The organism is Streptomyces sp. E-08 (genome assembly GCF_049913095.1).
Lineage (GTDB): Bacteria > Actinomycetota > Actinomycetes > Streptomycetales > Streptomycetaceae > Streptomyces.
Genome location: NZ_CP183971.1, coordinates 8,566,832 through 8,590,974 on the forward strand (window position 1 = coordinate 8,566,832; position 24,143 = coordinate 8,590,974).

The 24,143-nt window shown below is 70.7% G+C and carries 21 protein-coding genes; 14 read left to right on the plus strand and 7 right to left on the minus strand.

The window, feature by feature from the left end; translation table 11 throughout:
* Positions 1–77 precede the first annotated feature (77 nt).
* Positions 78–1,514: a cellulose binding domain-containing protein gene (locus tag ACN9MM_RS39210; RefSeq protein WP_426368599.1), complete on the plus strand. Its 1,437-nt coding sequence runs from the start codon at positions 78–80 to the stop codon at positions 1,512–1,514.
* Between the two features lie 375 nt (positions 1,515–1,889).
* Positions 1,890–2,495 (plus strand): GOLPH3/VPS74 family protein, encoded by a 606-nt coding sequence (locus ACN9MM_RS39215; protein WP_426368600.1) that lies wholly within the window; start codon positions 1,890–1,892, stop codon positions 2,493–2,495.
* A 286-nt stretch (positions 2,496–2,781) separates the two neighbouring features.
* Here ACN9MM_RS39215 and ACN9MM_RS39220 read toward each other — a convergent pair whose 3' ends face one another.
* Positions 2,782–3,360 carry a hypothetical protein gene (locus ACN9MM_RS39220; RefSeq protein WP_426368601.1) on the minus strand — a complete coding sequence of 193 codons (579 nt, stop codon included), beginning with the start codon at positions 3,358–3,360 and terminating at the stop codon, positions 2,782–2,784.
* 244 nt (positions 3,361–3,604) lie between these two features.
* Here ACN9MM_RS39220 and ACN9MM_RS39225 point away from each other — a divergent pair, with 244 nt between their 5' ends.
* From ACN9MM_RS39225 to ACN9MM_RS39235, 3 genes are all read left to right on the plus strand, one after another.
* A complete protein-coding gene (locus ACN9MM_RS39225) occupies positions 3,605–4,345 on the plus strand; it encodes a hypothetical protein (RefSeq protein WP_426368602.1) in 741 nt (246 codons plus the stop codon).
* A 179-nt stretch (positions 4,346–4,524) separates the two neighbouring features.
* Positions 4,525–4,977, plus strand: a complete 453-nt coding sequence (locus ACN9MM_RS39230; RefSeq protein WP_426368603.1) for a toxin-antitoxin system, toxin component — start codon at positions 4,525–4,527, stop codon at positions 4,975–4,977.
* Between the two features lie 13 nt (positions 4,978–4,990).
* A complete protein-coding gene (locus ACN9MM_RS39235; protein WP_426368604.1) occupies positions 4,991–6,160 on the plus strand; it encodes an MAB_1171c family putative transporter in 1,170 nt (389 codons plus the stop codon).
* Between the two features lie 43 nt (positions 6,161–6,203).
* On the opposite strand, the gene ACN9MM_RS39240 is transcribed toward ACN9MM_RS39235, so the two are convergent.
* Positions 6,204–8,033: a trypsin-like serine protease gene (locus ACN9MM_RS39240; protein ID WP_426368605.1), complete on the minus strand. Its 1,830-nt coding sequence runs from the start codon at positions 8,031–8,033 to the stop codon at positions 6,204–6,206.
* 58 nt (positions 8,034–8,091) lie between these two features.
* On the minus strand, positions 8,092–8,616 hold the full coding sequence (locus ACN9MM_RS39245; protein ID WP_426368606.1) for a hypothetical protein: 525 nt from the start codon (positions 8,614–8,616) through the stop codon (positions 8,092–8,094).
* Between the two features lie 635 nt (positions 8,617–9,251).
* Between ACN9MM_RS39245 and ACN9MM_RS39250 the strand changes: the two genes are divergently transcribed.
* Positions 9,252–12,578 (plus strand): hypothetical protein, encoded by a 3,327-nt coding sequence (locus ACN9MM_RS39250; RefSeq protein WP_426368607.1) that lies wholly within the window; start codon positions 9,252–9,254, stop codon positions 12,576–12,578.
* 383 nt (positions 12,579–12,961) lie between these two features.
* Here ACN9MM_RS39250 and ACN9MM_RS39255 read toward each other — a convergent pair whose 3' ends face one another.
* The gene (locus tag ACN9MM_RS39255; protein ID WP_426368608.1) at positions 12,962–13,162 is read right to left on the minus strand and encodes an ATP-binding protein; all 201 of its coding nucleotides are present in this window, start codon (positions 13,160–13,162) and stop codon (positions 12,962–12,964) included.
* A 5-nt stretch (positions 13,163–13,167) separates the two neighbouring features.
* Entirely contained in the window at positions 13,168–13,515 is a 348-nt protein-coding gene (locus tag ACN9MM_RS39260; RefSeq protein WP_426368609.1) for a hypothetical protein, read from the minus strand.
* Positions 13,516–13,694: 179 nt separating this feature from the next.
* Here ACN9MM_RS39260 and ACN9MM_RS39265 point away from each other — a divergent pair, with 179 nt between their 5' ends.
* The 6 genes from ACN9MM_RS39265 to ACN9MM_RS39290 all read left to right on the plus strand — a co-directional run bounded on the left by ACN9MM_RS39265 (position 13,695) and on the right by ACN9MM_RS39290 (position 19,631).
* The gene (locus tag ACN9MM_RS39265; protein ID WP_426368610.1) at positions 13,695–13,964 is read left to right on the plus strand and encodes a hypothetical protein; all 270 of its coding nucleotides are present in this window, start codon (positions 13,695–13,697) and stop codon (positions 13,962–13,964) included.
* Positions 13,965–14,191: 227 nt separating this feature from the next.
* Complete coding sequence (locus tag ACN9MM_RS39270; RefSeq protein ID WP_426368611.1) at positions 14,192–17,305, plus strand: ABC transporter substrate-binding protein; 3,114 nt, start codon at positions 14,192–14,194, stop codon at positions 17,303–17,305.
* 30 nt (positions 17,306–17,335) lie between these two features.
* Complete coding sequence (locus tag ACN9MM_RS39275) at positions 17,336–17,782, plus strand: SDR family oxidoreductase (protein ID WP_426368612.1); 447 nt, start codon at positions 17,336–17,338, stop codon at positions 17,780–17,782.
* Positions 17,783–18,089: 307 nt separating this feature from the next.
* Positions 18,090–18,404 carry a hypothetical protein gene (locus tag ACN9MM_RS39280; protein WP_426368613.1) on the plus strand — a complete coding sequence of 105 codons (315 nt, stop codon included), beginning with the start codon at positions 18,090–18,092 and terminating at the stop codon, positions 18,402–18,404.
* 290 nt (positions 18,405–18,694) lie between these two features.
* Complete coding sequence (locus ACN9MM_RS39285; RefSeq protein ID WP_426368950.1) at positions 18,695–18,868, plus strand: hypothetical protein; 174 nt, start codon at positions 18,695–18,697, stop codon at positions 18,866–18,868.
* Positions 18,869–19,025: 157 nt separating this feature from the next.
* On the plus strand, positions 19,026–19,631 hold the full coding sequence (locus tag ACN9MM_RS39290; protein ID WP_426368614.1) for a dihydrofolate reductase family protein: 606 nt from the start codon (positions 19,026–19,028) through the stop codon (positions 19,629–19,631).
* Between the two features lie 376 nt (positions 19,632–20,007).
* Here the strand turns inward: ACN9MM_RS39290 and ACN9MM_RS39295 are convergent, their stop codons facing one another.
* Positions 20,008–20,529 carry a hypothetical protein gene (locus tag ACN9MM_RS39295; protein ID WP_426368615.1) on the minus strand — a complete coding sequence of 174 codons (522 nt, stop codon included), beginning with the start codon at positions 20,527–20,529 and terminating at the stop codon, positions 20,008–20,010.
* Positions 20,530–20,782: 253 nt separating this feature from the next.
* Entirely contained in the window at positions 20,783–21,286 is a 504-nt protein-coding gene (locus ACN9MM_RS39300; RefSeq protein ID WP_426368616.1) for an N-acetyltransferase, read from the minus strand.
* A 578-nt stretch (positions 21,287–21,864) separates the two neighbouring features.
* Between ACN9MM_RS39300 and ACN9MM_RS39305 the strand changes: the two genes are divergently transcribed.
* Both ACN9MM_RS39305 and ACN9MM_RS39310 read left to right on the plus strand, forming a co-directional pair.
* Complete coding sequence (locus tag ACN9MM_RS39305) at positions 21,865–22,584, plus strand: peptidase inhibitor family I36 protein (protein WP_426368617.1); 720 nt, start codon at positions 21,865–21,867, stop codon at positions 22,582–22,584.
* Positions 22,581–24,119: a phosphodiester glycosidase family protein gene (locus tag ACN9MM_RS39310; RefSeq protein ID WP_426368618.1), complete on the plus strand. Its 1,539-nt coding sequence runs from the start codon at positions 22,581–22,583 to the stop codon at positions 24,117–24,119. Before ACN9MM_RS39305 ends, ACN9MM_RS39310 begins: the two co-directional genes overlap by 4 nt.
* The last annotated feature ends 24 nt before the right edge of the window (positions 24,120–24,143 follow it).

The window sequence follows — 24,143 nt, forward strand, 5'->3', positions numbered from 1 at the left end:
CGGTCCCACCCGTGCGTACGTCAGCCGCACCACCCGTCCGCACCTCCGCCCCACCCCGTCCCAGGAGAGGAATCACCATGAACGACCCCACGAGGACCAGGAACCTGCGGATCCGCGCCGCACTCGCCGTCGCCGCGGTGACCGGGCTCGGCGCCACCGCCCTCACCGCCCTGCCGGCGGCCGCGGCCGGTGAGGCGCTCGCCGTCCAGTACCGGCAGAGCTCGACCGGCGGCGACCAGGCCGAGCCCTGGCTCAAGGTCGTCAACACGGGCGCGTCCAGCGTGCCGCTGAGCCAGGTCAAGGTCCGCTACTACTTCAAGGCCGACGCGGGAGCCTCGTACACCTACGCCTGCTCCTGGGCGGTGAAGGGCTGCGCGAACCTCACCGGCACCTTCGGCACCCTCGCCAACCCGACCGCGACCGCCGACCGCTACCTGGAGATCGGCTTCACCGCCGGCGCCGGATCCCTCGCGCCCGGCGCTGACACCGGCGACATGCAGCTGCGCTTCCACCGCTCCAACTGGCAGTCCCTGAACCAGAGCGACGACTACTCCTTCGGTCCGGCCCAGACGACGTACGCCAACTGGTCCAAGGTCACGGCGACCGTGGGTGGCGTGCAGGTCTGGGGGACGGCGCCGGCGGGCAACGAGCCCACCCCGACGCCGACCGACCCCACCGACCCCCCGACCACTCCGCCGCCCACCGGGGCCGCGCTCTTCGACGACTTCGACTACACCGGCCACACCGACCCGGCGATCAACGCCCACGGCTGGAGCGTCCGGTCCAACTCCGGCGGACCCGGAGTGCCGGGTGCCACCTGGGCTCCCGAGAACGTCACCTTCGCCAAGGAAGGCGCGAACTCGATCATGAACCTGCGGAGCTCGACCGCCGGGACGGGAGAGTCCACCCGGCACACCGAGATCCTCACCCAGGCCTCGAAGTTCAAGAACGGCACCTACGCGGCACGGGTGCGCTTCTCCGACGCACCCGTGTCGGGCCCGGACGGCGACCGTGTCGTGCAGACCTTCTTCACCATCAACGACCTCAAGGCCCCGATGGCCGACGACTACGCCGAGTACGACTTCGAGTACCTCCCCAACGGAGGCTGGGGCGAACCCGCCGACATCCTCTACACCACGTCCTGGGAGACCTACCGGCCCGACCCGTGGGAGGCCGTCAACCAGCACTCCGAGTCCCGCGCGAGCTACGCCGGCTGGCACGACCTCGTACTGACCATCGACGACAACGCGATCGTCTACTACGTCGACGGCCAGGAGTTCGGCCGGCACGACGCCCGGTACCTGCCCGAGCGCCCGATGTCGATCAATTTCAACCAGTGGCTGATCGACCTGGCCGGCCAGACCTCGACGACACCGCGCGCCTACGACCAGAAGGTCGACTACGTCCTGTACGTCAAGGACCAGGTCCTGACCCCGGCCCAGGTGGCCGCGAAGGTCGGGACGTACCGCACGGCGGACACGACCTTCCAGGACACGGTGCCGGCCGCGCCGTAACCCCGGCAGGACCGCTCCGGCCCCCGGCCGCCCTCACAAGGCGTCCGGGGGCGTCCGCGTCGCGGCGTGACGGCCCTGTTCCCTGGGCAGGGGACCCGCGTCACGCGGGGAGGTGGCGGAAACAGCTCGCCGCGTCGGAGGGGGCGACATCGCCCTGCCGTGAAGAGGGAAGCAGCCTCGGACCAGGGCACCGCGCGACCGCGTCGTCCCCCCCCGTCCGGGTGGCCAGCCGTTGATCGCGATGCGGCGGAATCTGTGACGGGAGCGATCGGACGGGACGATACTGGCAAGGCAGCGCGCCAAAGCCGCGACGGCCTCCACGGCCGGGCAGCGGGCGGAGCGCGCCTTCGTCGATGCCTTCGAGGGGAGCCGTTCATGACCACGGCGAAAGACCTGTTCATCATCGCGATGGACTCCGGGCAGAAGCAGACCGTCGGACAGGGGGACCTGTCGCTCGCGCTCGCGGGTGCCGAGCTGATCGACCTCCTCGGTGCCGGGGGCCTCACCCTGGAGGACGACGTCCTCGTGCCGGGTGGGGCGCCGGCCCCTGATGACCGGCTCCTCGGCGAGGCGGGGGCGCGGATCGTCCGGCAGGCGCCGTACGAGACCGTCGAGGACTGGCTGTGGCGTCGGGGCAGGGACCTCGCGGCCACGTACCAAACCGTGCTGGAGGCGGACGGTGAGCTGACGCCGAAGGCCGCAGGCCGCCTGTCGTTCGGCGCGCGACGCGTGGAAGCGGTCGATACGCCGGCCCGTCACGGGGCCGCCGACCGCTGGGAGCGGCGGGAACCCGTCCTGACGGCTCTCGCCTCGGCCGTGGGCATCGGCGGCGAATCGCCCGACGAGGAGCCGGGGCTCGACGACGAAGCGGCCACAGCCGTGGTCGCCGCCGTGCACGACGCGGTCATGGAACTGGAGGCCGTCCGCCAGCGGCGGACCATCGAGAACGCGGCCTTCGCGAACCTCTGGCGCGGGCCGTGACGCAGGTCGGGCCGAGGGGCGGTTGGGGGCGTCGGGGAGGTGCTGGGTCTCCAGGCAGACGGCGCCGTGCCGCCGCAGGAGGTGACCGGCCGGGTCGGTGGGTTCCTCCGACGACGAGACCTGGCTCCAGCCGATCAACGAGATGCCCGGCCGGTACGGCCTGCGGCTGCACACCGCCTGAGTCCGTGACGCCGAACGGGTCCTTCCGGGTGCCCGGAAGGGCCCGCCGTAGGGCCACCCCCCCGTCCGGCGCCCGCGTCGGCCTCCGGTCGGACGCCGCCGTCGCTCAGGAGTAGGTCATCGGACAGCCGTGCCGCAGGGAGTACTGCGCGGCGCGCAGGTAGAGCGCCACGTAGAAGGCCGCGTCCCGGTCCTCGGCCCACGGTCCCGGCCGCACCCGGGCGGTCCGCTCCGCCCCGCCCTCCAGGAACCACAGGCTCAGTGCGAGGTTCTCGCCCGCCGGAATCGCGTCCACGGGCAGGCCTACGGCACCGGCCAGCCGCTCCGCCAGGGCGAGAACCCGCGGGGCCCCGGCGACCGCTGTCTCCTCGCCGGAGTACGCGGTGCCGACGGGGAGCACGATCTCCTCCTCCAGCGCGAACGGCACCAGCACGCTCCAGTCGAGGAGGGTCGACAGCTCAGCATCGGTCAGCCGCGTCCGGCACAGAGCGACGAAGCCGTCCATGGACGGGCCGACCTTCTCCTCGAACCATCCCTGCACCCCTCGTGCGGCCGCCCGCAGCTCGTAAGGAGGCAGCCCGCGCCGCTCCAGCTCGATGTTCAGCGCAGCGGCGACGTCCCCGTACCCGTCCTCCCCGGGCCGCGACCAGTCCTGCGCGGCGACACTCACCAGATAGAGACCCATGACCGGCAACGTACCGGCCGCCACCGACAACGTCCCGACCCCTCGTGCCGCGAACCGCGCCGGCTTGTCCGGCGCGGCAGCGATCGCCGCCCAGGACCCGAAAGGCCGTCCCGGAGCCGGGCTCGTCGGGGTACGGCGCCGGATCCGGCCCGTGCGCGGGCGAGGTCTCCCACCGCGAGGAGGTCCCGCGTCAACCGTGGTTGCTAGCCTGGTGCGGCGCAGTACGCCAACCGTGGGAGTTCGTGTGAGTGAAGGGCCGGCCCGGGACCTCGGGGGACTGGTGCGTCGTATCGATGCGCTCCTCGACCGCATGGGCGTGGAGCGAGAGGACGTCCTGCGGGTGGAGGGCGAGGGCGGGCTCTCGTACGCCTCCGGAGTGCCGGAGGCGGAGGTGCGGGAACTGCTGCGGGGTGAACGGCCCAGCATCACCGCCCAGGACGAGGAGGACGTCGTCGAGGCGCGCCACCGGCGCGTGGTCGAGCGGATCCAGTTCCTGCGCGCGACCCGGCTGCGCGACGGCGCCGACGGCAGCAGGCGGGCCCACTCCCTGGCTGAGATCGCCGCCGCGGCGGGCACCAGCGCCCAGTGGCTCGACAAGATGATCAGGACGGGCAAGGCGCCCAACCTCGACCACGCCGCCGGGATCGCCGGTTTCTTCGGCGAACGGATCGAGTTCCTGGTCGCCGAGCCCGTAGAGGCCCTCGACCGGGTGCTCCAGCAGATCCACAGGGACCTGCTGGAACGGACCGTGGAGCGCCAGGACCAGGATCTGCGACGCCTGCGGAACGCGGGGCCCGCGAGCGAGATCGACCCCGAGCTCGGCGTCGTCGCGTACGCCGCCCGGGCGCTGGCCGACGTCCCCGACGACACCGCCCAGCCGCTCATCGCGCTGATCGAGTCCGTCGCACGGCGCTCGCGCGAGGAGCGGGCCCGGGAGAACCGCGCGGCCCTGGAGACAGGGGTGGGGCACAATGACGTCGTCTGACCGCGGTGTGGCCGAGAAAGTTCCCCACCGGCGGTGACGAGAAAGGGGCGACCCACGGCGGGAACCGTGGGTCCGGGGCACTGAGGACGGGTTGGCAAGAGGTGGGGGTCTCGCGCGAGATGAGGCGCTATCGGGACGGGCTCGCGGCGGATCTGCCGCGGCCGGTTCCGGAGCGTCCTGTGGAGCTGTTGAAGGCGATCTGCGACGTCGCTTCGAAGAGCTGCGGCCGCGAAGTGCGCCTGATGCTGGAGGAGTTCCCGCCGGACACGGTCACCGGGCTGTGGCTTGACCTGGGCGACCACCATCTGATCGTCGTCGAGGCGAACACCTCGCCGCTGCACCAGCTCGTGATCCTCGGGCACGAGCTGTGGCACCTCAAGGAGGGGCACTGCGGTCACGGCGACGGGTTCGGCGTGCAGGCCGCGGCCCGCATGCTGGGGGACCGGTGGAGCCTGTCCGAGGCGGTCACCTACGTCGCCGCGCGCACCGGGCCCGACGTCGAGGAGGAGCGGCGTGCCGAGGAGTTCGGCCGGATGCTCGCCGACAGGTTCAGGCCGTACCTCGGGCGCGGGCACGCCCTGACGCCCTCCGCCGGAGTGGCGGGCCGCATCTGGGCCTCGCTCAGAGGGTGACGACCGGACCGGCGTGAACCTCTACCTCCCGGCCGCGGCGCTCGGCGTCGTCCTGGCCGTCAAATCACCGTCCCTGGTGCGACGTTGGCGTACCCCTCTGGTCCGCAGCGTCAACGCTGTGATCTTCCTCCAGGCCGCGGCCTTCTTCTTCTCCGCCCCGCCCACGATCCGGGTGGTCAACGAGACGACCGGCATCAGCAACGTCTCGGCCGTCCTCGTCTACTGCTTGCTCTCCGGATACGCGTGCGCCTGCCGCGTCCTCATGGAGAACTGGCGCGAGGACGCACGGGTCCAGCCCCGCGCCCGCCGCCGGGTGAGACGCTGGATCTGGGGTCACGTGGCGGTGACCGTCCTGCTCGTCGGCTGCTTCGCCCTGGGCGACGCACCGGTCGAGCGGCCGCGTGACTTCGAGACCTACTACGCCGGCACCCCCTTCATCCGCGAGATGGTGCTGCTCTGCCTGTTCGCCGTCACCGCAGCCGCGACGGCGGCTGCCGTCGCCTGCCGCCGGTGGGCGCGCGACATCCGCCGCGAGCACCCCGGGCGCAGGACCTCGGCCGAGGGCGCCCTGCGCCTCGGACTCACCGTCCTGACCGTGGGCTTCCTGAGCAACGTCGTCTACGGCGTGGCGAAGCTGGTCGCCATCGTGGGCACGTGGACCGGACGCGCGTGGGAGCCGCTCAATCAGGCGGCCGTGTCGTTCGTCGGACTCGGGACCCTGCTGGTATCCGCCGGCTTCCTGATCCCCATCGTCGTGCCGTGGCTCGCGCTGCGGGTGTTCGGGCCGCTGCGGACGCTGCGCGCACTGGGCCCGTTGCGCCACGCGGTCCGCCTGCGCGGCGGTCGCCACCGGATGCGGCTCAGCACTCCCTGGTACGCCGGTCCCGGCCGGCGCCTCACCGACAGGATGACGGAACTTCACGACCGGCTGCTGGAACTCGGGCCGTACTGCTCGGACGAGGTGCGCGCGCACGCCTGCGCCGAGGCCCGCCGAGGCGGCGGGACGGAGGCCGGGTGGGCGGCCGCCGGCCTGGCGGCGATGTTCACCGCCGCGGCCGACGCACGGGGGCGTGGTGCGTCCTCCGACGCGGAGCGGGGCGCGGTGGCGGTGCGGGCGCTGCGGGCCGCCGAGGCGGAGCACGGCGACCTGCTGGTCGCCCTCTCCCGGGCCGTACGAAGCTGAGGGGGCGGCCCGCCGCCGGACGGGCCGCCCCCTCGGGGTGTGATCAGGGACGGAACCACTTGGTGTTCGCGCCGCCGTTGCAGGGCCACAGGCCGAGACCCGAGCCGTTGGCCGTGGCCTGGCCCCAGACGTTCATGCACTGCTCCGGGTGGAGCACCGTGGTGATCGTGGCGTCGGCGTTGACGTTCCACGTTTGCTCGGCGCTTCCGTCGCAGGGCTGGACGGACACGCCCGGGCCCTGGGTCGCGCCCTTCGGGGCGGTCAGGCACTTGTCGCCGCCGACGCGCAGTTCCTTGGCCGGGGTGACGTCCCACCGCTGGCTGGGGCCGCCCCAGCAGTCCCAGATCGTCGCGCCGGTGGCGCCGTTCCAGTCGAGGCAGCGGCTGGACTGTTCGCCACGGAGGGTGGAGTCGGCCCAGCGGATGCCGCCGTCGCTCGTGTGGACGACGAGGGCGTTGCCGTCGAGGCTCGCGTACGAGCCGGCGCCGTTCCAGCTCTCGGTGGCCCAGAGGTTTCCGCCACGGCCCTGGCCGCCGTCCTTCTTGTAGAGGACGAGGTTGCCGTCGTTCTGCATGTGCAGGTATGCCTGCCAGTTCCAGGAGTACTTGCCCCACAGCTCTCGTCCGGAGGCAGCCTCGCGGAGCAGGACGTTGCCCTGGATGTCCATCATCAGCACGACGGTGCCGTTGGTGAGCCACGAGCCGGGCTTGAGCTGGTCGCCGGAGGCCAGCTTGGCCCCGCGCGAGCCGGTATCGGTCTGCCAGAGCAACTTGACCATGCCGGTGTCCCCGTCGGACACGGAGGAGGAGAGGACGAGGTTGCCGTCGGCCTGCAGGGCCAGCCGGGCGCCGGGGTTGCCGTACGTGTCGCTCGACCACAGCGCGGTGGTCGGGTCGGTCTCCTTGCCGTCCTTCTTGTAGACGACGAGGTTGCCGTCGGCCTGCATCTTGGCGAAGGCGCCCGGGTTCCCGCCGGTGCCGGAGACCCACAGGGCGCCGCCCTGGTTCTCGGCGCCGGTGCGGTGGTACATGACCAGGTCGCCATTGGTCTGCATGACCAGCTTGACGCTCTGCGAAGAGATCGTCTCGCCGGGCATCAGCGTGTCCCCGGCCTTGAGGACGAGCGGGCGCTGCCTGGCGGCCCCGATCCAGTCGGCGAGGTCGTCGGTGCGCGCGGCGACGGCGCCCTTGCGGGTCTCGGTGACCGCTGTGCCGAGGCACCCGCCCTGCCAGGAACGGCTGTTGATGCCGACCAGCTTGCCGGACGCGTCGAGCACCGGGCCGCCGGTGTCGCCCTTGCACAGGACGTCCGTGCCGTTGGCCGACTCCAGGGTCAGCACTCCGCCGGTGGTGCCGGTGACGTTGAAGCCGGCGCTGTGGACCTTGTCCGGGACCCACTCGGTCTTGGTGCGGCCGAATCCGGCGGCCGACACCTTGCTCCCGGCGGCGGGGGCCGCCGTCGAGAGCGTCACCGGGGTGACGCCCTGGGCAGGGAGGTCGAGACGGGCCAGGACCAGGTCCCGGTCCGTACGGGGCACCAGCTCGACGACCGTGCGGACCGTGCCGCCGCTCAGGGTGACGGTGGTCTTGCGGGCGGGCTTGCCGGCGGCCACCGCCTCACCGGGCCGTTCGGCGAGACAACTGGCCGCGGTCGCCAGCCAGAACTCGTCCACCAGCGTGGCGGTACAGCCCCGGTTGTCGGGCCACGCGCCGACGGACAGCTGAGCGGTGTGGGTCGGCGCACCGGCCGCGGCGGGGGTGCCGACGGCGGCGTGCGCGGTGCCGGCGAGACCCGCGAGCGCGACGGGAGCGGCGAGGAGAGCCGCGCCGAGTGCGGCTCGTACCCGGGACGTTGTGCGATGCAGACGCTTCATTTCACTTCCTGGAAGCAGGGCTTGGAGCTGTTGGGTGGTGGTGCCGGGGCGCGGGCGTCTACTTGGCGGTGCGGATCTCCATCAGCATGAAGTCGCGGCCCTGCTCGTCGGCGCTCTCGCCGACGGGGGTCCACGAGTTCTTGTTGACGTCGAAGGTCTTCTCCTCGGTACCGGTGGTCATGTCGACCTGCGCGGAGTAGGTGTTGCCCTTGACGGCGAACACGGTCGGGATCTCCAGGGCCAGGTAGCCCCGGGTGCCGCTGACCTTGAAGCAGATCTTGTCCTTGTCGCGCGACCAGACCTCGAACAGGTCGGTGGCACTGCCGCAGTCGGCGAGCACGATGTGCCCGTCGCCCCGCTTGAGGGTGATGTGCCGCTCGGTGAGGATCTTGTCGGCGTCGGGGTAGCCGAAGTCCTCCACGGCGTAGCCGGGGCCCTCGTCGGCGATGGACGTCATCGTGCCGCTGTCCGTGTCGGTCCCGGTGGGGCCGGCGCTCGCGCCGCCGGTGATCGCCAGCCATGCGAGGGCGCCGGCGGCCGTGGCCGCGGCCACCGCGCGGACGAGTGTCTTACGTGCCTTCATCCCTGTCCCAGTCGTCAGTTCCGGTGCGTCCCGGAAAGAGTGCGTCATTCGGAGGTGAAGGCTCATACCGAGGCCGACAAGGCGGACATGCCGAATGGGCATGTTCTCGCGTCGACTTAGGGAAGCCCCCGACTTCCACCGAGACCTAACAACACAACCTGTGTATAAATCAAGCCCATGGAAAATGACTTGAGGGCACTTCAGATGTCATGGGTTGGTGATTTCAGGACGGCAGGGGGAGGGAGCGGCCCCCTCGGCCGGCAGGGTGACGGGTCTCACATGGCCGAGTGCGGGCCAGGTCAAATGCTGATTTCTAGGGGCATCTGTCCCGGTCTGCCTAACGACTTCAACCCTCGCAGGCCCCGTCAAGCCACCTCGAATCAACTAGAGTTGATTGCGCATCAACTTCAGTCTGGTCAAAGCGAACCGCAGCCCGTATGGTCGAGCTGCGCGCCTCTCGGGCTCCGTCATCTCCGTCGGCGGTCCGATGAATATGAACGCGACTCACACCTTGCTGTCCTGGCCCGGGCCGCAGTGTTTTGCGGCACGCCAGGCGCCGATAGCGAAGGACCGTTTTGGATACCATCTATTGGAATAGGCGGCGCGTTCTCGGCGCCCTCGCGGCCGGTGCGGCCGTGGTCACCACTTCCAGCCTCGTGCTCAACCCCCTGGCCGCCTGGGCCGACACGCCTCCAGCGGACGGCGACGGCGGTGACCCGTTCCAGCTGCCGGACACCGACCGGGCGAAGGTCGTCAAGGAGTGGATCCTGGGCGGCAAAGCCGTGAAGGCCGCCGCGGCGGCGGCGCTCACCGGCTCCGACGCCGACGTGCAGTACTTCCTGAGCACCAGGCTCGCCGGCGAGACGGCGGTGGACAACCGCGCCGCGCTGATGAGCAGCCTCGCGGTGGCGGGCAAGGGAACCCGCCGTGCGGTGACCGCCGCGATGAACGAGGGCGACTCCGCCATCGCCGCCTTCCTGGGCGGCGGGTTCAAGGCCGCCGTCCTGGAGGATCTGCGGGTGGCCACCGCCACGGTGATGGCCGCGGGCGGCAAGGCGCTCACCCAGGCGGGCAACACCGCCCTGAACGACGGTACCCAGCCCGCCCTGGAGGCGTTCCTCACCGACGGTCAGTTCACCGCCCGGCTGCAGGACATGCGCGTGGCCGCCTCCAAGCTGCTCGTGCAGGCGGGCCCGGAGGTGCAGAAGTACGCCGACCGTGCCCTGTCCGGCACGGGGGAGGACGTCGAGTGGTTCCTGGAGACCGGGCAGCACATCGCCCGCGCCCGCGATCAGGAGCGCGTGAAGATCGAGGAACTCGTCGCCGTCGTCCAGCGCGAGGGCAAGAACGCCGAGACGAAGACGAAGGCGGCCGAAGAAGCCTCCGCCCGTGCCGTGGAGGCGGCCGCCAAGGCCAAGGAGGCGGCGGAGGCGGCGGCGTACGAGGCCCAGCAGGCCCAGAACGACGTGGCCAGGGCCGGCAGCGCGGCCCGCAAGGCGGCCGACGCCGCGCGGGGTGCCGCCGATGCGTCGCGGGTCGCCATCAACGCCTCGCACGCCGCCGTCGCGGCGTCCCGCCGTGCCGCCTACGCGGCGGCGGCCGCGGGCCAGGCCGCCGCGAACGCGGGCTCGGCCGCAGCGCGGGCGTACAACGCGGCCATCGCCACCTCCAAGGACGCCACGAAGGCGGGCCTGGCCAAGGACGCGGCCGTCGCCGCCCGGAATGCCGCCCGGCAGGCCCGTACCGCCGCGCTCGCCGCGGACCAGGCCTCCATCGCCTCGGCCCAGTCCGCGAGCGCCGGCGAGGCAGCCGCGAACGCCGCCCGGAACGCGACCGCCGCCGCGAACGCCTCGGCCGAGGCCGCCGGCGCCGCCGGCGCGGCACAGGCCGAGGCCGCGGAGGCCAGGCGCCAGGCGCAGATCGCCGGAGCGAACGCCCAGATCGCCACCAACGCCGCCGGGACGGCGAGGGCCCTGGCGAACGCCTCCGCGGCGGCCGCCCGTGCCGCCCGCGACGCTGCCAACAGCGCCGCGGCCCACGCCGACAAGGCCGCGGACGCCGCCGAGTGGGCCGTCGCGTACGCGGGCCAAGCCGTGGACTACGCGAACAAGTCGACCGCGTTCGCGAACGAGGCCACCAAGGCCGCAGACGCCGCCACGGATGCGGTCCTCAAGGCGGTCGACGTGGAGAAGGCTGCCCGCGAGGCCGAGTGGCAGCGTCTGGACGAAGACACGCAGCGGGCGATCGAGGAGGTGCGACTGCTCGGCCAGATCGAGGCGAAGGACCGGGCGGAGGCCGAGAGCAAGCGGACCCAGTCCGAGCAGACGGCCCAGGCCACGAAGGAACTCATCGCCGAGGCCGAGGCGGCGCTCCGGGCCGGTGACCGGGGCCGGGCCACCGACCTGGGACGCAAGGCCGCCCTCGCCCTGCTGGAGTCCAAGGGCGCCTGGTCCCAGGAGGCCGCGCGCTTCGCGCTGGCCGGCACGGACGCCGAGATCCACGCCTGGATCGACGTCGACCGGGCCATCGCCCAGCGCCAGGACGACCGCGAGTCCACCCTCTTCCTCGCCAGGATCACGCAGCCGGCCGTCGCCCTCGCCGCGACCGACGCGCTGCAGAGCACGGACCCCGACGCCCCCGCGAAGTTCCTCAGCGGCGGAGCGGCCCGGGCCGCCGCCATGGACAACCGCGTCGCGGTCACCCGGCTGCTGGCCGACAACCCCGGCCGCAAGGTGAAGGAGTCGGCGAACGCCGCGCTCGACGCCGGGACACCCGAGGCACTCTACGAGTTCCTCACCGTCACCTTCGAGGCGGCGCAGCGGGAGGACGACGCCGTCGCGACCGCGACCCTCCTGCAGACCGCGGGCCGCTACACCAAGGCCCACGCGCAAGCCGCCCTGGAGGGCCCGGCGTGGATGCGCCGCAACTTCATCGCGTCGGTGCAGTACAGGACCGCCCAGCTCGACTACGACTCCGACACGCACATCGCCGCCATGCAGGGGGCCATCGCCGCGGCCGCGAAGATCGCGGACAAGGCGCAGGAGGACGCCCACCGAGCCCAGGAGGCGGCGGCATACGCCCGTACGGCCGTCGGCGAGGCACTCGACTGGGCGGAGAAGGCGAAGCTGTCGGCCACCGCCGCCGCCACCTCCGCCGAGCGGGCGAACACCTTCGCGAACCAGGCCGAGCAGTCGGCCGCCAGCGCCAAGGCCTCGGCGGACCAGGCGGCACAGGCGGCGTCCACCGCCCGGGTCGCCGCGCGCTCGGCGAACTACTCCGCCGACCGGGCCATGGAGTCCGCCCGCGAAGCGATCGCCTCCGCCAACTCCGCGCTGGCGTCGAAGAACGCGGCACGCGCCGCCGAACTCCAGGCCGGACGGGACCGCGACACCGCCGCCGCCGCGTCGAGCGAGGCGCACACCATCGCGGTGGAGAAGGCGTGGGCCGAACGCACGGCGGCGGCCAGGAAGGCCGCGGAGCAGGCTCAGGCGAACAAGTCGGCGGGCATCAACCCGTGCAACGTGGCCGACTACGACAACGGCCCCGAGGAGATCCGCCCCGGAAGCGCCAAGGCGTATGCCAACGCGTTCCACGAGGCCGGCATGATGGTCGGGTTCGTGGGCGTCGGAGTGGGAGCCGTCGGCATCGGCCTCTCCTTCACCCCCCTCGCCCCCGCCACCCCGTTCTTCATGGGAGCCGGCCTCGGCATCGGCATCGCCGCCGGGATCCTCGACGTGACCAGCGCGGTCTTCTACGGCATCGGCTACGGGTGGTCGAGCAAGGAGTTCAAGAAACAGGCCTCGATCGCCGCGCTGAGCATACTGACGCTCGGAATGTCCGGCGGCATCAAGACCGCCGCGCACTTCGCCCCCCGGGGCGCCCACGCCCTCCACGAGGCCTCGCAGGTGATCCACGAGGCGGTGTCGCCGATCGTCAGCTGGCTGAGCTCGAAGGGCCACTGACCCGGTAGGCGCAACCACGATCGGCACCCACGCCGATGACCCGCCCCCCAGGGGTCGGGTCATCGGCGCTCAGGGCCGGGGCGGAGGACGCCCGTGCGGGGATGCCCCGGCCGTGAGAAGCGGTGCGAGCGGCCAGGCCATGATCAGCCGGTCCGCTCCCAGGCCGATCCGGGCAGCCGCGCGGCGTGGACGCCGCCCTGCTCGGGCCGGTTGCTCGGTCTACCTCACCAGCCTCGACGACGTGGTCCGCACCTCAAATCCGCCGAGGCCGCAGGGCGTCTGACGAACAAGCTTGGCACCTACCTGCGGTCCGGTGTTGGTGTGGCGGGTTGCCTGGGGGTTGACCTGGAACTGGGTCCAGCAGATGGGGCAAGGGGCGGCGTTCAACCAGCACGTCCGGTCACCCCTTTGCGAAGGTTGTCGGAGTGGGACTGGTGCGAGCGAAGCCGGTAGGACGGTCCGTCGATTTTGACTACGGCGGCTCGGTGGAGGAGCCGGTCGAGCATCGCGCCTGCGACGGTGGCGTCGCCGAAGGCGCCTGCCCAGTCGGCAGCGGTTGGACCTGTAGTGGGCGCACGTGGCACGGCCCTCAGCCTTGAGCGGGGCGGGGCAGGAAGTGGTCGGGGCCGTGGTGGGCGCGGGGGCTGTCCAGGTCGGTGATGCCGGGGCAGTAGTCCGCGTGGCCTTGTCGGTGGGGGAGGTGCCGGGTACGGGTGACGCGGTGGCCCCGCGCACGGCCGGGCCGTCGGCCTCGAGCTCCTCGCCCTTGCCGTCGGCCGTGGCCGGGTCGCCGACCGTCGGTGGTGTTCCGCCGGGACTCGACGTCGTCGGTGTGGCTCTTGTCACCGGAGGGGGTCTCGGTGGGGGCGAGGAGCGCTGCGGTGTCTTCCTTGCCGGCGCCGTTCATGACGGCCAACCGGCCCAGGAGCAGGGGCACGAGGAGAGCGAGGAAGACGATCGCCAGCTGGGCGACTGCCCCGGCTTCGCGGCGGGCGCGGCTGGGGTGGTGATGGGCCGGACCACACCGATCTCCGTGCCCTTCGTTCCAGACCTACTGCGCCACGCCCCGTCCCACCGCACCCCGTTCCGTACCGCTCCGTCGCTGCGGACACTGCCTTGCTTCTCCTGCTGCATCTGGCGGCGCTCCTGGTCTTCGCCCTCAACCTCGGGTTCTCCACCTGGACCGGGATCGCCTTCAGCGCAGCCTTCGACGCCGACCCTCACCAGAGCATGTGGAAATTGCTGCTGGGCATCATCGTCACCGTCGGCTTCGCCTGGGCCATGACAGCTCTCGTTTCAGGCCTGACCCACTCCACTATCTGGGCCGCGATCGTTTTCGCCAGCTGGCTGCCCGCCTTCCTGCTCGGCCTCGCTCTGCCCGGCTGACCGGGCACGACCTCCTCGGGAACGGCGATCGGCGTGATGGCAGGATCCAGCGGTACGTGGCTGCTCGGCAACGACCTCACGTGGCCGGGGGCCGGAGTCCCTGCCATCACCGACAACGGCTCGGTCACCACCGCGGCCCAGAACCTGGTGGACGGATCTGATGTAATTGTCGCCGGACGACCCCCGGGGGCCGGGGATCACCGGCTGGGGGAGCGACGTTGGAAGAGTTGGGTGCGGCAGACCCACGACAGATCGGGCGCTATCGGATCATCGCGCGCCTGGGCGCGGGCGGCATGGGCCGCGTGTACCTGGGCCGATCCACCAGCGGCCGGATGGTCGCCGTGAAGGTTGTGCGCGCCGAGCTGGCGGAGGACCCGGACTTCAGGCGCCGCTTCGCCCGTGAGGTGGAAGCGGCCCGGCGCGTGACCGGCTTCTTCACCGCGGCAGTCGTCGACGCCGACCCCGGGGGCGTACCCCCCTGGCTCGCCACCGCCTACGTCCCGGGCCTGCCGCTCGACGCGGCGATCCGCGCCCACGGGGCATGGCCCCGGCACTCGCTGCTCGTCCTGGGGGCCGGCCTCGCCGAGGCCCTGGAAGCCATTCACGGGACGCGGCTGATCCACCGGGACCTGAAGCCGTCGAACGTCCTGCTCGCCGCCGACGGTCCACGAGTGATCGACTTCGGCATCTCGGTCGCCTCGGAGGCGAGCCTCCTGACCCAGACGGGCATGGTGATCGGCACGCCGGGGTTCATGTCGCCCGAGCAGGTGACGGGAAGAACGGTCGGACCGGCCAGCGACGTGTTCTCCCTGGGCGCGGTGCTGGCCTTCGCCGGCACCGGGGCCGCCCCCTTCGGGACCGGCTCCCCGCACTCGGTGAACTTCAGGGCCGTCTACGAGCAGCCCGACCTACATGGACTGCCCGCTGGTACGGAGTTCGTCGACCGCTGTCTCGAGAAGGACCCTGAACGGCGGCCGACGGTACTGGAGTTGCTGACCAGGCTCGCGCAGCTGCTCGGAGAGGAGGGCGGGCAGACGTACGGAGGTCGGCTGCCGAAGGAGACCGACTGGCTGCCCGAAGCAGTGGCCCTGGCACTCACCGACCCGACCGGCTCCGGCCCCGCGCCCCTCCCCACGGAGAACGCGGAACCGCGGCCGACCCCACCTGCCCCCGCCCCTGCCGGGGACACACCGTCGGCGTCCGAGCCGACACCCGAGCAGACGCCCGGGCCTGCCGTTGGTCCCGTGCCCACGCCCATGCCAGGGCCCACCCTCGAACCCACGCCCACGCCGGTGCCCGCATCCACCGCCGACCAGACAGTGGCATTGCCGCCGTTACCGCCCACCCCGCCGACAACGGCCGACGACCTCCCGGGCACCGCGCTGCCCGCTCGGCCGCCTGCCGAGCCGATGCTCGTCTCCACCAAGTTCCCGGCCTCACCCTCCACGCCACCCACGTACCCCACTTCACCTACGCACCCCACGTCACCTACCTCACCCACGTCCCCGGCACGTCTGCCGGGCCGGGCCCGGATCCGGCGGCTCGTGGCGATGGCTGTCGCGGCGGTCCTGGTCACGGGTGGAGGCGTCACAGCCCTGATCATTAGCCAGGGCAAGGACAACTCCGGTGGGGCCAAGGGCGGTTCGAGCGCATCCGCTGGCGCCCCCACCGGGCCCTCCGCCGAAGCACGCAAGGGCTTCGACGCCGCCATCGGCAACGTGGTCAACGCATCCGACAAGAAGGGCGGCACGCTCCGCCTGGCCAGCGGTGCGGACGCCGACTCCTGGGACCCGGCCCGCTCGTACTACGGATGGGTCTGGAACTTCCAGCGCCTCTACACCCGCGCCCTGTTCACGTACGACGTCAAGCCGGGCAAGCAGGGCCTCACCGTCGTCCCCGACCTGGCCTCGGCCAAGCCGCAGGTGTCGGCCGACGGCAGGACGTACACCGTCAGGCTGAAGCCCGGTCTGAAGTTCGAGGACGGCACAGCGATCACCTCCAAGGACGTCAAGTACGGTATCGAGCGCGTCTTTGCGCAGGATGTGCTGACCGGAGGCCCCACCTACCTGATCGAGGCGCTGGACCAAGGCCAGAACTACAGGGGCCCTTACAAGGACGGGACGTCGGGGAAGACCGGTCTGAAGGCGATCACGACACCGGACGACCTGACGCTCGTCTTCCGGCTGGCCAAGCCGGACTCGCGGTTCCCCTACGTGCTGGCCATGGGCGCCACCTCCCCCGTGCCGCAGTCACGCGACACCGGAGCCGAGTACGGCACGAAGCCCGTCTCCTCGGGCCCGTACAGGTTCGAGTCGTACACCCCGGGGAAGTCGCTCCTCCTCGTCCGCAACGACCACTGGAACCGGTCCTCCGACCCGCTGCGCAAGGCACTGCCGGACAGGGTGGAGCTGACCGTCGCGACCGATGCCGACAGGGTGGCTGCGCAGGTGATTGAAGGAACCGCGGACCTCGACGTCCAGCAGGCCGGTCTCTCGCCGAGCGCCGCGAGCCGGGTGCTGGGGGACCCGAAACTGAGGGACGACGCGGACGCCCCGGCCAACGGCTTTCTCCGCTACGTCTCGCTCGTGTCCACGATCGCGCCGCTGGACAACGCCCACTGCCGCAAGGCCGTGCTGTACGCGGCCGACACCAATGCCTTCCAGAACGCGCGGGGCGGTCCGACGTCCGGTTCGCGACACGGCAACATGCTTCCCCCGGTATTTCCGGGCGCCGACGCGTACGACCCGTTCGCCCTGACCAGCGGCAAACCCCAGCCCGAGAAGGCAAAGGAGGAGCTGCGGGCCTGCGGCAAGCCCAAGGGATTCTCCACCAAGCTCCTCGTGCGCAGCACCAGGGCCAAGGAGATCCAGTCCGCCGAAGCCCTGCGGCAGGCCCTACGTACCGTGGGCATCGCCGTCGAAATCGAGCGGCTGGACACCATGGAGTTCCTCGACGCCGCAGGCTCGCCCAGCACGGTCCGGAGCAAGGGCTACGGGCTGATGATGGTCGGCTGGGGGGCCGACTTCCCCCAGGGTTCAAGTTTCCTCCAGCCCCTTGCCGACGGACGGCTCATCCTCCCCGCGGGAAACTCGAACCACGCCCAGATCAACGACCTCGCTATCAACGCCCTCTTCGACCAGGCTGAGGCCGCGACCGACGCCGCCGAGGCGACCGAGCTCTACCGCCGGATCAACCACAAGGTCACCGACGGCGCCTACTATCTGCCCGTCGCCGCAGAGAAGACGCTGAACTACCGCAACCCGCGCCTGACCAACGTGTACGTGCACCAGGCCTACGGAATGATCGACTTCCAGGCACTCGGCACCAGCGACGGCCGGTGACGCTGCACCTGGGCGGCCCTGCGCGGCCGAGTGAATCGGATGGAGACCGACGAGGACGTCTGGGCCCGCGCCCTCGCCCTCAACCTGACCATCCACTACCGCACCAGCCACGCGGTCACCCCTGAGGTGGTCCAGGGCCGCTGGGGCCGCATCATCAACATCAGCAGCGTCAACGCCCGCGTCGGCCGGCCCGGGCTCACCGCACACAGCACCGCCAAGGCCGGACTCATCGCCCTCACTCGCTCCCCGGCCAGGGAACTCGGACCCCACGGCATCTGCGTGAATATCATCGTCCCCGGCGCCATCCAGGTCGCCGCCGGGAACGACCTTCCCGCCCACCACCGCGCCCGGCCCGAAGACCAGATAGCCCGCCAGTGCGTTCCGCGCCGCGGCCAGCCCGAAGACGTAGCAGCGGGCATCGCCTTCCTCGCCAGCCCGTCCGCATCGTTCATCACCGGCCAGTCGTTGCTTCTCTAGCGAGTTGTGTGTTGATGCAGATCCGTGTTGCTGGCGCCGGGCACAGCGGGAGTCACCTGTTTGGGCGAATGGCGACCTGTACTGGTTCTGCTGTGACGTCGGGCTATGCAGGATCCGTGATGTGAGATGGAAGGTCTGCTTTCACGGGGAACGGGTGGATCTTCTCCCCGGGTACGACGATCCGGTCGTGTTGCAACACCGGGACGTCCTGTTGCGGGCCGCAGCGGTGGGAACGTGAACGCCGCCGCCTGGCCGATCTGGACCGGCTCATCGACGAGCATGAGCGCGGGCGTCCAGGAGGGGATACGTGGTGACGGCCGAGCAGGATCCGCCACAGGAGTTGTGCCTCAAGCTGAGGGCGGCCGCCGACCGGCTGCTGGCTGGCACCCCGCTCCACTCCTCGGGCAAGCTCACCATCCTCGACCTCGCCGAAGAAGCCCAGGTCAAGCGGTGGCTGCTGACGCACAAGTATCCGACCACGCTCATGGCCAAGATCGCCGAACGCGACGAGGCCCTGGCCACGCGGGACGCCGCGCTGGGCGTCACCGCCCTGAACCCACCCCCACAGCGGACCGCTTCTGCCGGACGGGGTCACCGCCCGCTTCCGCGCGGCCGACGCTGATTCTGAGCCATCCTGGACCCGCACGGGTGGGAACGGCGGTTCACATGGCGAGCGGTGAGGCGATTTGCCTAGGCTGCCTCGGCATGAAAGGGCGGCCATCGGGGCCCGCCTCGCGGTGATGGGTGCGGGAGAACAACCAATGAACCGCAAGGGCGAGTACGGCAAGTTGGTGCGGGACCGGATTCCGCAGATCATCCGCGAGGACGGGGCCGAGCGTCACCTACATCGCGGGCCCGGAGGAGTATCGCAACCGCCGGCGGGACAAGTTCGGTGAGGAGGTCACCGAGTTCCTGGAGGCCGACGACACCAAGGCGCCGGAGGAACTCGCGGACGTGCTGGAGGTCGTGCACGCGCTCGCCGCGGACCTGGGGGTCGACGCGAGACAGCTGGAGAAGATCCGCGAGGTCGAGGCGAGTGAGCGCGGCGGCTTCGCGGACCGGATCGTCTGGACCGGCAACCGCTGACCACGGTCCGCCGGATGGATGGTCGGCAGCGCGGGTCGATGTCGGATGGATGTCGGATCCGCCATCGCGGTGAGACACCGTAGGGCTGTGGCACGGAAGTGGCGCCGATGAGTTTCCGGCGGTTGTGGGGTCTACCCGTCAACGAAGGGAGCGCACCATGCGCAAGATCATCGTTTGCACGTTTCTGACGCTCGACGGCGTCATGCAGGCGCCGGGCGGTCCGGACGAGGACGCGGAAAGCGGCTTCGAGCACGGCGGCTGGCAGAAACCGGTGGACGACGACGAGGTCGGCGCGGCCGTTTTCGGTTGGTATGAGGGCTCTGACGCGATGCTGCTCGGTCGCAAGACGTACGAGATCTTCGCGTCGTACTGGCCGACCGCCGATCCAGGCAACCCGTTCACCGAGCGGATGAACAGCATGCACAAATACGTGGCGTCTCGGACCCTGACGTCGGTCCAGTGGCAGAACTCCACACTGCTGGAGGGCGACACCGTCGATGCCGTTCGTACGCTGAAGGCGTCCGACGGCGGCAACATCAACGTTGTCGGCAGCGGCGACCTCGCCCAGACCCTCATGCAGCACGACCTCGTCGACGAGTACCGACTGACCATCCACCCGGTGATCCTCGGCACCGGCAAGCGGCTGTTCGCCGACGGCGCGATCCCTACGGCGCTGGAGCCGGTCAGCGTCTCGACGACGAAGGGCGGCACCGTCGTCGGCGTCTACCGGCCGAACGGCAGGCCCAGCTACGACAGCTACTGATGTCGTGTGCCGCGGAATTTCCGCTGACGGCGCATTGATCGCGAGCGACGCCCTGGCCGTTGCACTCGGCCAGATCGCCCCGGGTGGTGGGGGAAGAGCTGGCCGCACTGAGGACTGCGACAGTCACGGCCCGTCGGTGCCTGGGCCTGCACGTCGAGCCCGAACCGGCGGACGCCGGGCCAGGGGCGATGCCGGCCCCCGCGTATCAAGCGCCACACCCGGCCCGGTCGACTACCGCGAGGGTCACGCGGTCGAGTGCGGGATCAACCGCCTCAAGAGGAACGCGCCGTCGCCACGCGATACGACAAGCTCGCCGTCCGCTACGAGGCGACCGTCCTCGTAGCGGACATCAACGAGTGGCTGTGACCCTCGGCTGTCACGCGGCGGGATCCACGTTCCACGCCGCAGGCAGATCGCTGCCGCAGAAGACGCAGACGAAGTCGTCCTCGCGCACGATGTTGCGCTCCTGGCAGTCAGGGCACCGCCGGAACACCACCTCATGGGTGAAGCCGGAGGGTCGCCCGAGCCCTACATCGTCCAGAGCACGAGCGACTTCCGACCAGGAGGTGACGTCCGGGCAGTACCCGGTGGACTGGTTGCTGACCTCGCTCACGGTCCACCGGTCCGCCTCGCGCACGAAGCTGACTTCACCGGCACTCAGAACCACGGCTCCGCCGGCACAGGCCACGTGCTCGCTTCGCCGCGGCGCCAGCCGGAGCACGCCGTCCGTGCCGACCACGAAGGTGAACGGCTCGGCCAACTCCGACGCCGACCGCTCAGCGATCCAGCCGACGAACTCAGCGGCCGAGCTGATTGGGCACCCGCCGCTGTCAGGCCGGACCGCAGCCTTCAGCTCGACCGGTCCGACATATTGATAACCCCGCCCCCGCGCACTCACGTCAGCCAACCTAGAGCACTTCCGACACACGCCCTGGCAGTGCTTGCGGCACCTTGGGTGATCTTCACTGGTGGTGGGCAGGCTCCCCTGCCGGTTCCGCCGCGTGTGCCGATGGCCTCGGCGATCCGGGGCAGTGGGATGGCGCTGCTGGCGGTGTACCGGGCGGCGATCGGCCCGAAGCCGGCGACGATCGCCTCTATCTCCTCAGCTGTCCTCAGCACGACGTGCCTCTCGTCGTGCTGAGGGCGGCCGATTACGCGTCGGGGTGCTGTGGCAGGGCGAGCCAGTCCGGCCAGGAGATCTCGCGGCCGAGGAGGCGAGGCTGCTCGAACGGCCAGTCGGCGGCGATCCACTGCGGCACCATTGTGTCGAGGTTCTGCTCGATCTTGCTGCCCACCAGCTTGTCCACCACCCACCAGGAGATCTCGCCGTCCGCGCCGGCTTTCTGCGGTGGGTCGATGTAGACACAGCCGAGCAGAGCTGTCTCTTCCGCGTCGAACAGTGCGTAGTTGAAGGATTGGTGCGCGGCGATCTCCTTCTCGTGCCGCAAGAGGTCGGCCTGGTCGGCCTCGTAGGTCATGGTGGCCGCGGGCCAGCCCCAGGCCGGGCCGAAGATGGTCCACAGCCGCTCGCGCGAGCCCATCACAGCCGGATAGTCGAGCGGGGTGTCCGCCTCCCGGATCGGCCGCAGGTGATGACCACCGCCCGGCAGTGGTACCAGGACGGGGTGGACGAAATCATCGGGAAGCCAGCTCATGGCGCCCGACCGTAGCAGCGGCCATCCGCTCCTCGGGATTTGCCCCCTGTACCGCCAGGCTCTGCTTTCATGCCGGGCAAGGCCCGCGTTCACCCGCTCGGGACTCCCGTGCGATCGTCAGACTCCATGATCGGTAAGCAACGGCCTCCAAGGGGTCGTCTCCTGAGATGGCCCAGTTGCGCATGCTGGCGCCAGGGGTTCGGGCACCGGGGTGGGGCCGTCGGCCGGTTGCGGTCGTGCAGGTGGCAGGGTGCGAACCGAGCGGCGTGGGGCCGGCGCATGGGCGGTGACGGTCGCTGCGCGGCTCGCGGACGCCGTCCGCGGTGTGCCGGAAGAGCAGGCGGTGCGGGGGCTGCGGTTGTAGCCCTGCTCCCAGTGCGCGAAGGGCACCTTGAAGTAGATGTCCTTGCGGGAGCCCTCCGCGTTGCCCGACAGCCGCGTGTACGGGTTCCCGGAGCCGTCCTCGAGCAGCTTGCCGCCGAAGGCATCGACCTGTCGAAGAGCACCTCGTGCGCCGTCCCGCGCCCGCTCGAAAACGCATCCCCACGCATCGACATTTACTGACAGACTCTCAGCCCGTGAAGATCAATATTCTGCGGGGCTCCCTCGTCGTGGGAGCCCTCGCCCTCCTCTGCTCGGTCCTGTTCGCCCTGCCCGCGAGCGCCGTCTACGACGACTGTGAGAAGCCGTCCCTCTGCCTCTACCAGGGCGCCGGCGGCACCGGCGAAAGCCTGCGGCTCCCGCTCGACGGCACCGCCACCGTCACCGGTTCAGGCTGGGACGACAAGGCCGTGTCCGTGTACAACAACACTCACTTCTGGGGCTGCGTGTACGCGAACACGTACCTGGGCGGCACCGTGGAGGCGATCCCGCCGGGCGCCCGCAGCGACCTGAAGACGCTCGGTCTGCAGGTGACCTCTCACAAACTGACCCCCTCGCAGGGCGCCTGCTTCACGGGATACGAGCGCTGCCCCGTCGGTCAGCTGTGCATCTTCAAGGAACCGAACGGCCGTGGCGGGATGTACGGCACCCCGAACGACCACGCCGGATACCTCGCCGGAGTCTGGGCGGACAACGTGCGGTCGGTCATGAACCGCACCGAGAAGGTCGCCTGCTTCTTCAACGGGGCCTCCTGGACGGGCGAGTGGACGCAGACCGGGCAGCCCGCCGCCAAGGCGTACAAGGTCAACGCCGGCGACAGCACATCGCTCACGGTCCCCTTCGACAAGTCCTTCCAGTCGCACCGGCTCAGGACCCCGGACGCCGACTCCGCCACGGACAAGGAATGCCTGTCATGACACCCCCCGCACCCCGTACCGCACACCGCGGCGGCGCGCGTCTGGTGGCTGCCGCCACCGCGCTCGGCTCGGTGCTCCTCTTCACCTCCCCGGGCTCGACGAGCGCGGCCGAGGAACCGCCGTCCGCCCCAGAGCTGGCGCGCTGGACCGCCCAGACCGCGGACAGCAGGCTGCTCGCGCCCGGTGTGGAGTACTTCCGGTACAAGGAGACCTCACCGATCGCGCAGCGCACGTACCCGCGTGAGCTGAACGTCATCCGGATCGACCCCGCCAAGGGCGCCGTGCGGATCGAGAGCACCTTCGGCAGGAAGGCCGGAACCAGGGAGACCGTCCGGGAGATGGTGGAAGCCATGCCCGAGGCCCCCCTCGCGGCGATCAACGGCAGCTACTTCATGAACGAGGGCACCGAGGTCACGACGGACGACGTACCGGAGACCATTCAGACCTTCGGCGCCACCGTCCGCGACGGGGAGGTGTTGGGAGCCTCGTGCCTGCTCGGCAAGAACCGCTACAGCGCAGTGCTCCAGTACGGCGTTCCGTACATCACCAAGCTGGAGACCGACATCACCGTGACCAGCAGTCTGTCGCAGGAGCAGCCGTACGGTGAGGCCACCCAGCGTGTGGACGACGTCAACCGGAACCCCGGCGGCGCCCTGGGGTGCCCGCGCGACGCCGACGACACCGCCGGCGAACTCGGCCCGTACTACGACGCCTACGAAAAGAAGCTGACCGCCTACACGGACCCGACCGAGTTCGTGCTGTTCAACTACTCCTACAAGACGACGACGCCCAAGCCGGACGTCAACAAGGACATCACCGCCGACGACCAGGCTGGGTACGAGGTGGTGCTGGACAGCACGACCGGCAAGATCATCGACGGCGGTCCGGGCCGGGGCGGACGTACCGTCGGCAAGGGCCAGTACGTCCTCCAGGCGATCGGGGACCACCAGGTCGACTGGCTGCGCCAACAGGTGGAGAAGAAGGCCGACCTGACGGTCACGCAGAAGCTCTGGGACCACCGCTTCGAGGCCGACGGCATTAAGCGGGAGATACTCCTGGACGAGACGGTGGACGTCGTCAACGGCGGATCTCTGCTCATGCGCGACGGCGTCAACAAGTACGGCAGCACGGGAGCCACGGGCTACGCCCACGGCAGCTGCGCCCGCCTCTATGACGAGAACGGCAAGGTCAAGGAGCTCTCGGCTGCGACCCCCCAGGCCAAGACCGACATCTGCCGGGACTCCCGCACCGTCATCGGTGTCGACGACCAGGGTCGCACCCTACTGGTCGCGCTGAGCGGTCCGCGCGACCAGTACTACCCCGACGGCGGATTCCTCGCAGAGGTCACCGAACCGCTGAAGGCCCTCGGCGCCATGGACGCCCTCAACCAGGACGGCGGCGGCTCGACCACGATGCTGCTCGGTGAGGGCACGCGTCCGGTCAACGGCCTGACCGACCTTCCGGCTCCCGGCGTCGAGCGCAGGGTCTACGACTCGGTCTACGTCGCCACCGGCGGTGTCCCGGTCGTGAGCTAGTGCCCTGAGCTGGAGTGCCTGCGT

Bases quoted from the DNA above. Each gene is read 5' to 3' on its own strand.
- ACN9MM_RS39210 (WP_426368599.1), top strand. From the start codon at position 78: ATGAACGACCCCACGAGGACCAGGAACCTGCGGATCCGCGCCGCACTC.
- ACN9MM_RS39220 (WP_426368601.1), bottom strand. From the start codon at position 3,360: ATGGGTCTCTATCTGGTGAGTGTCGCCGCGCAGGACTGGTCGCGGCCC.
- ACN9MM_RS39310 (WP_426368618.1), top strand. From the start codon at position 22,581: ATGACACCCCCCGCACCCCGTACCGCACACCGCGGCGGCGCGCGTCTG.
- ACN9MM_RS39215 (WP_426368600.1), top strand. From the start codon at position 1,890: ATGACCACGGCGAAAGACCTGTTCATCATCGCGATGGACTCCGGGCAG.
- ACN9MM_RS39240 (WP_426368605.1), bottom strand. From the start codon at position 8,033: ATGAAGCGTCTGCATCGCACAACGTCCCGGGTACGAGCCGCACTCGGC.
- ACN9MM_RS39290 (WP_426368614.1), top strand. From the start codon at position 19,026: ATGCGCAAGATCATCGTTTGCACGTTTCTGACGCTCGACGGCGTCATG.
- ACN9MM_RS39300 (WP_426368616.1), bottom strand. From the start codon at position 21,286: ATGAGCTGGCTTCCCGATGATTTCGTCCACCCCGTCCTGGTACCACTG.
- ACN9MM_RS39245 (WP_426368606.1), bottom strand. From the start codon at position 8,616: ATGAAGGCACGTAAGACACTCGTCCGCGCGGTGGCCGCGGCCACGGCC.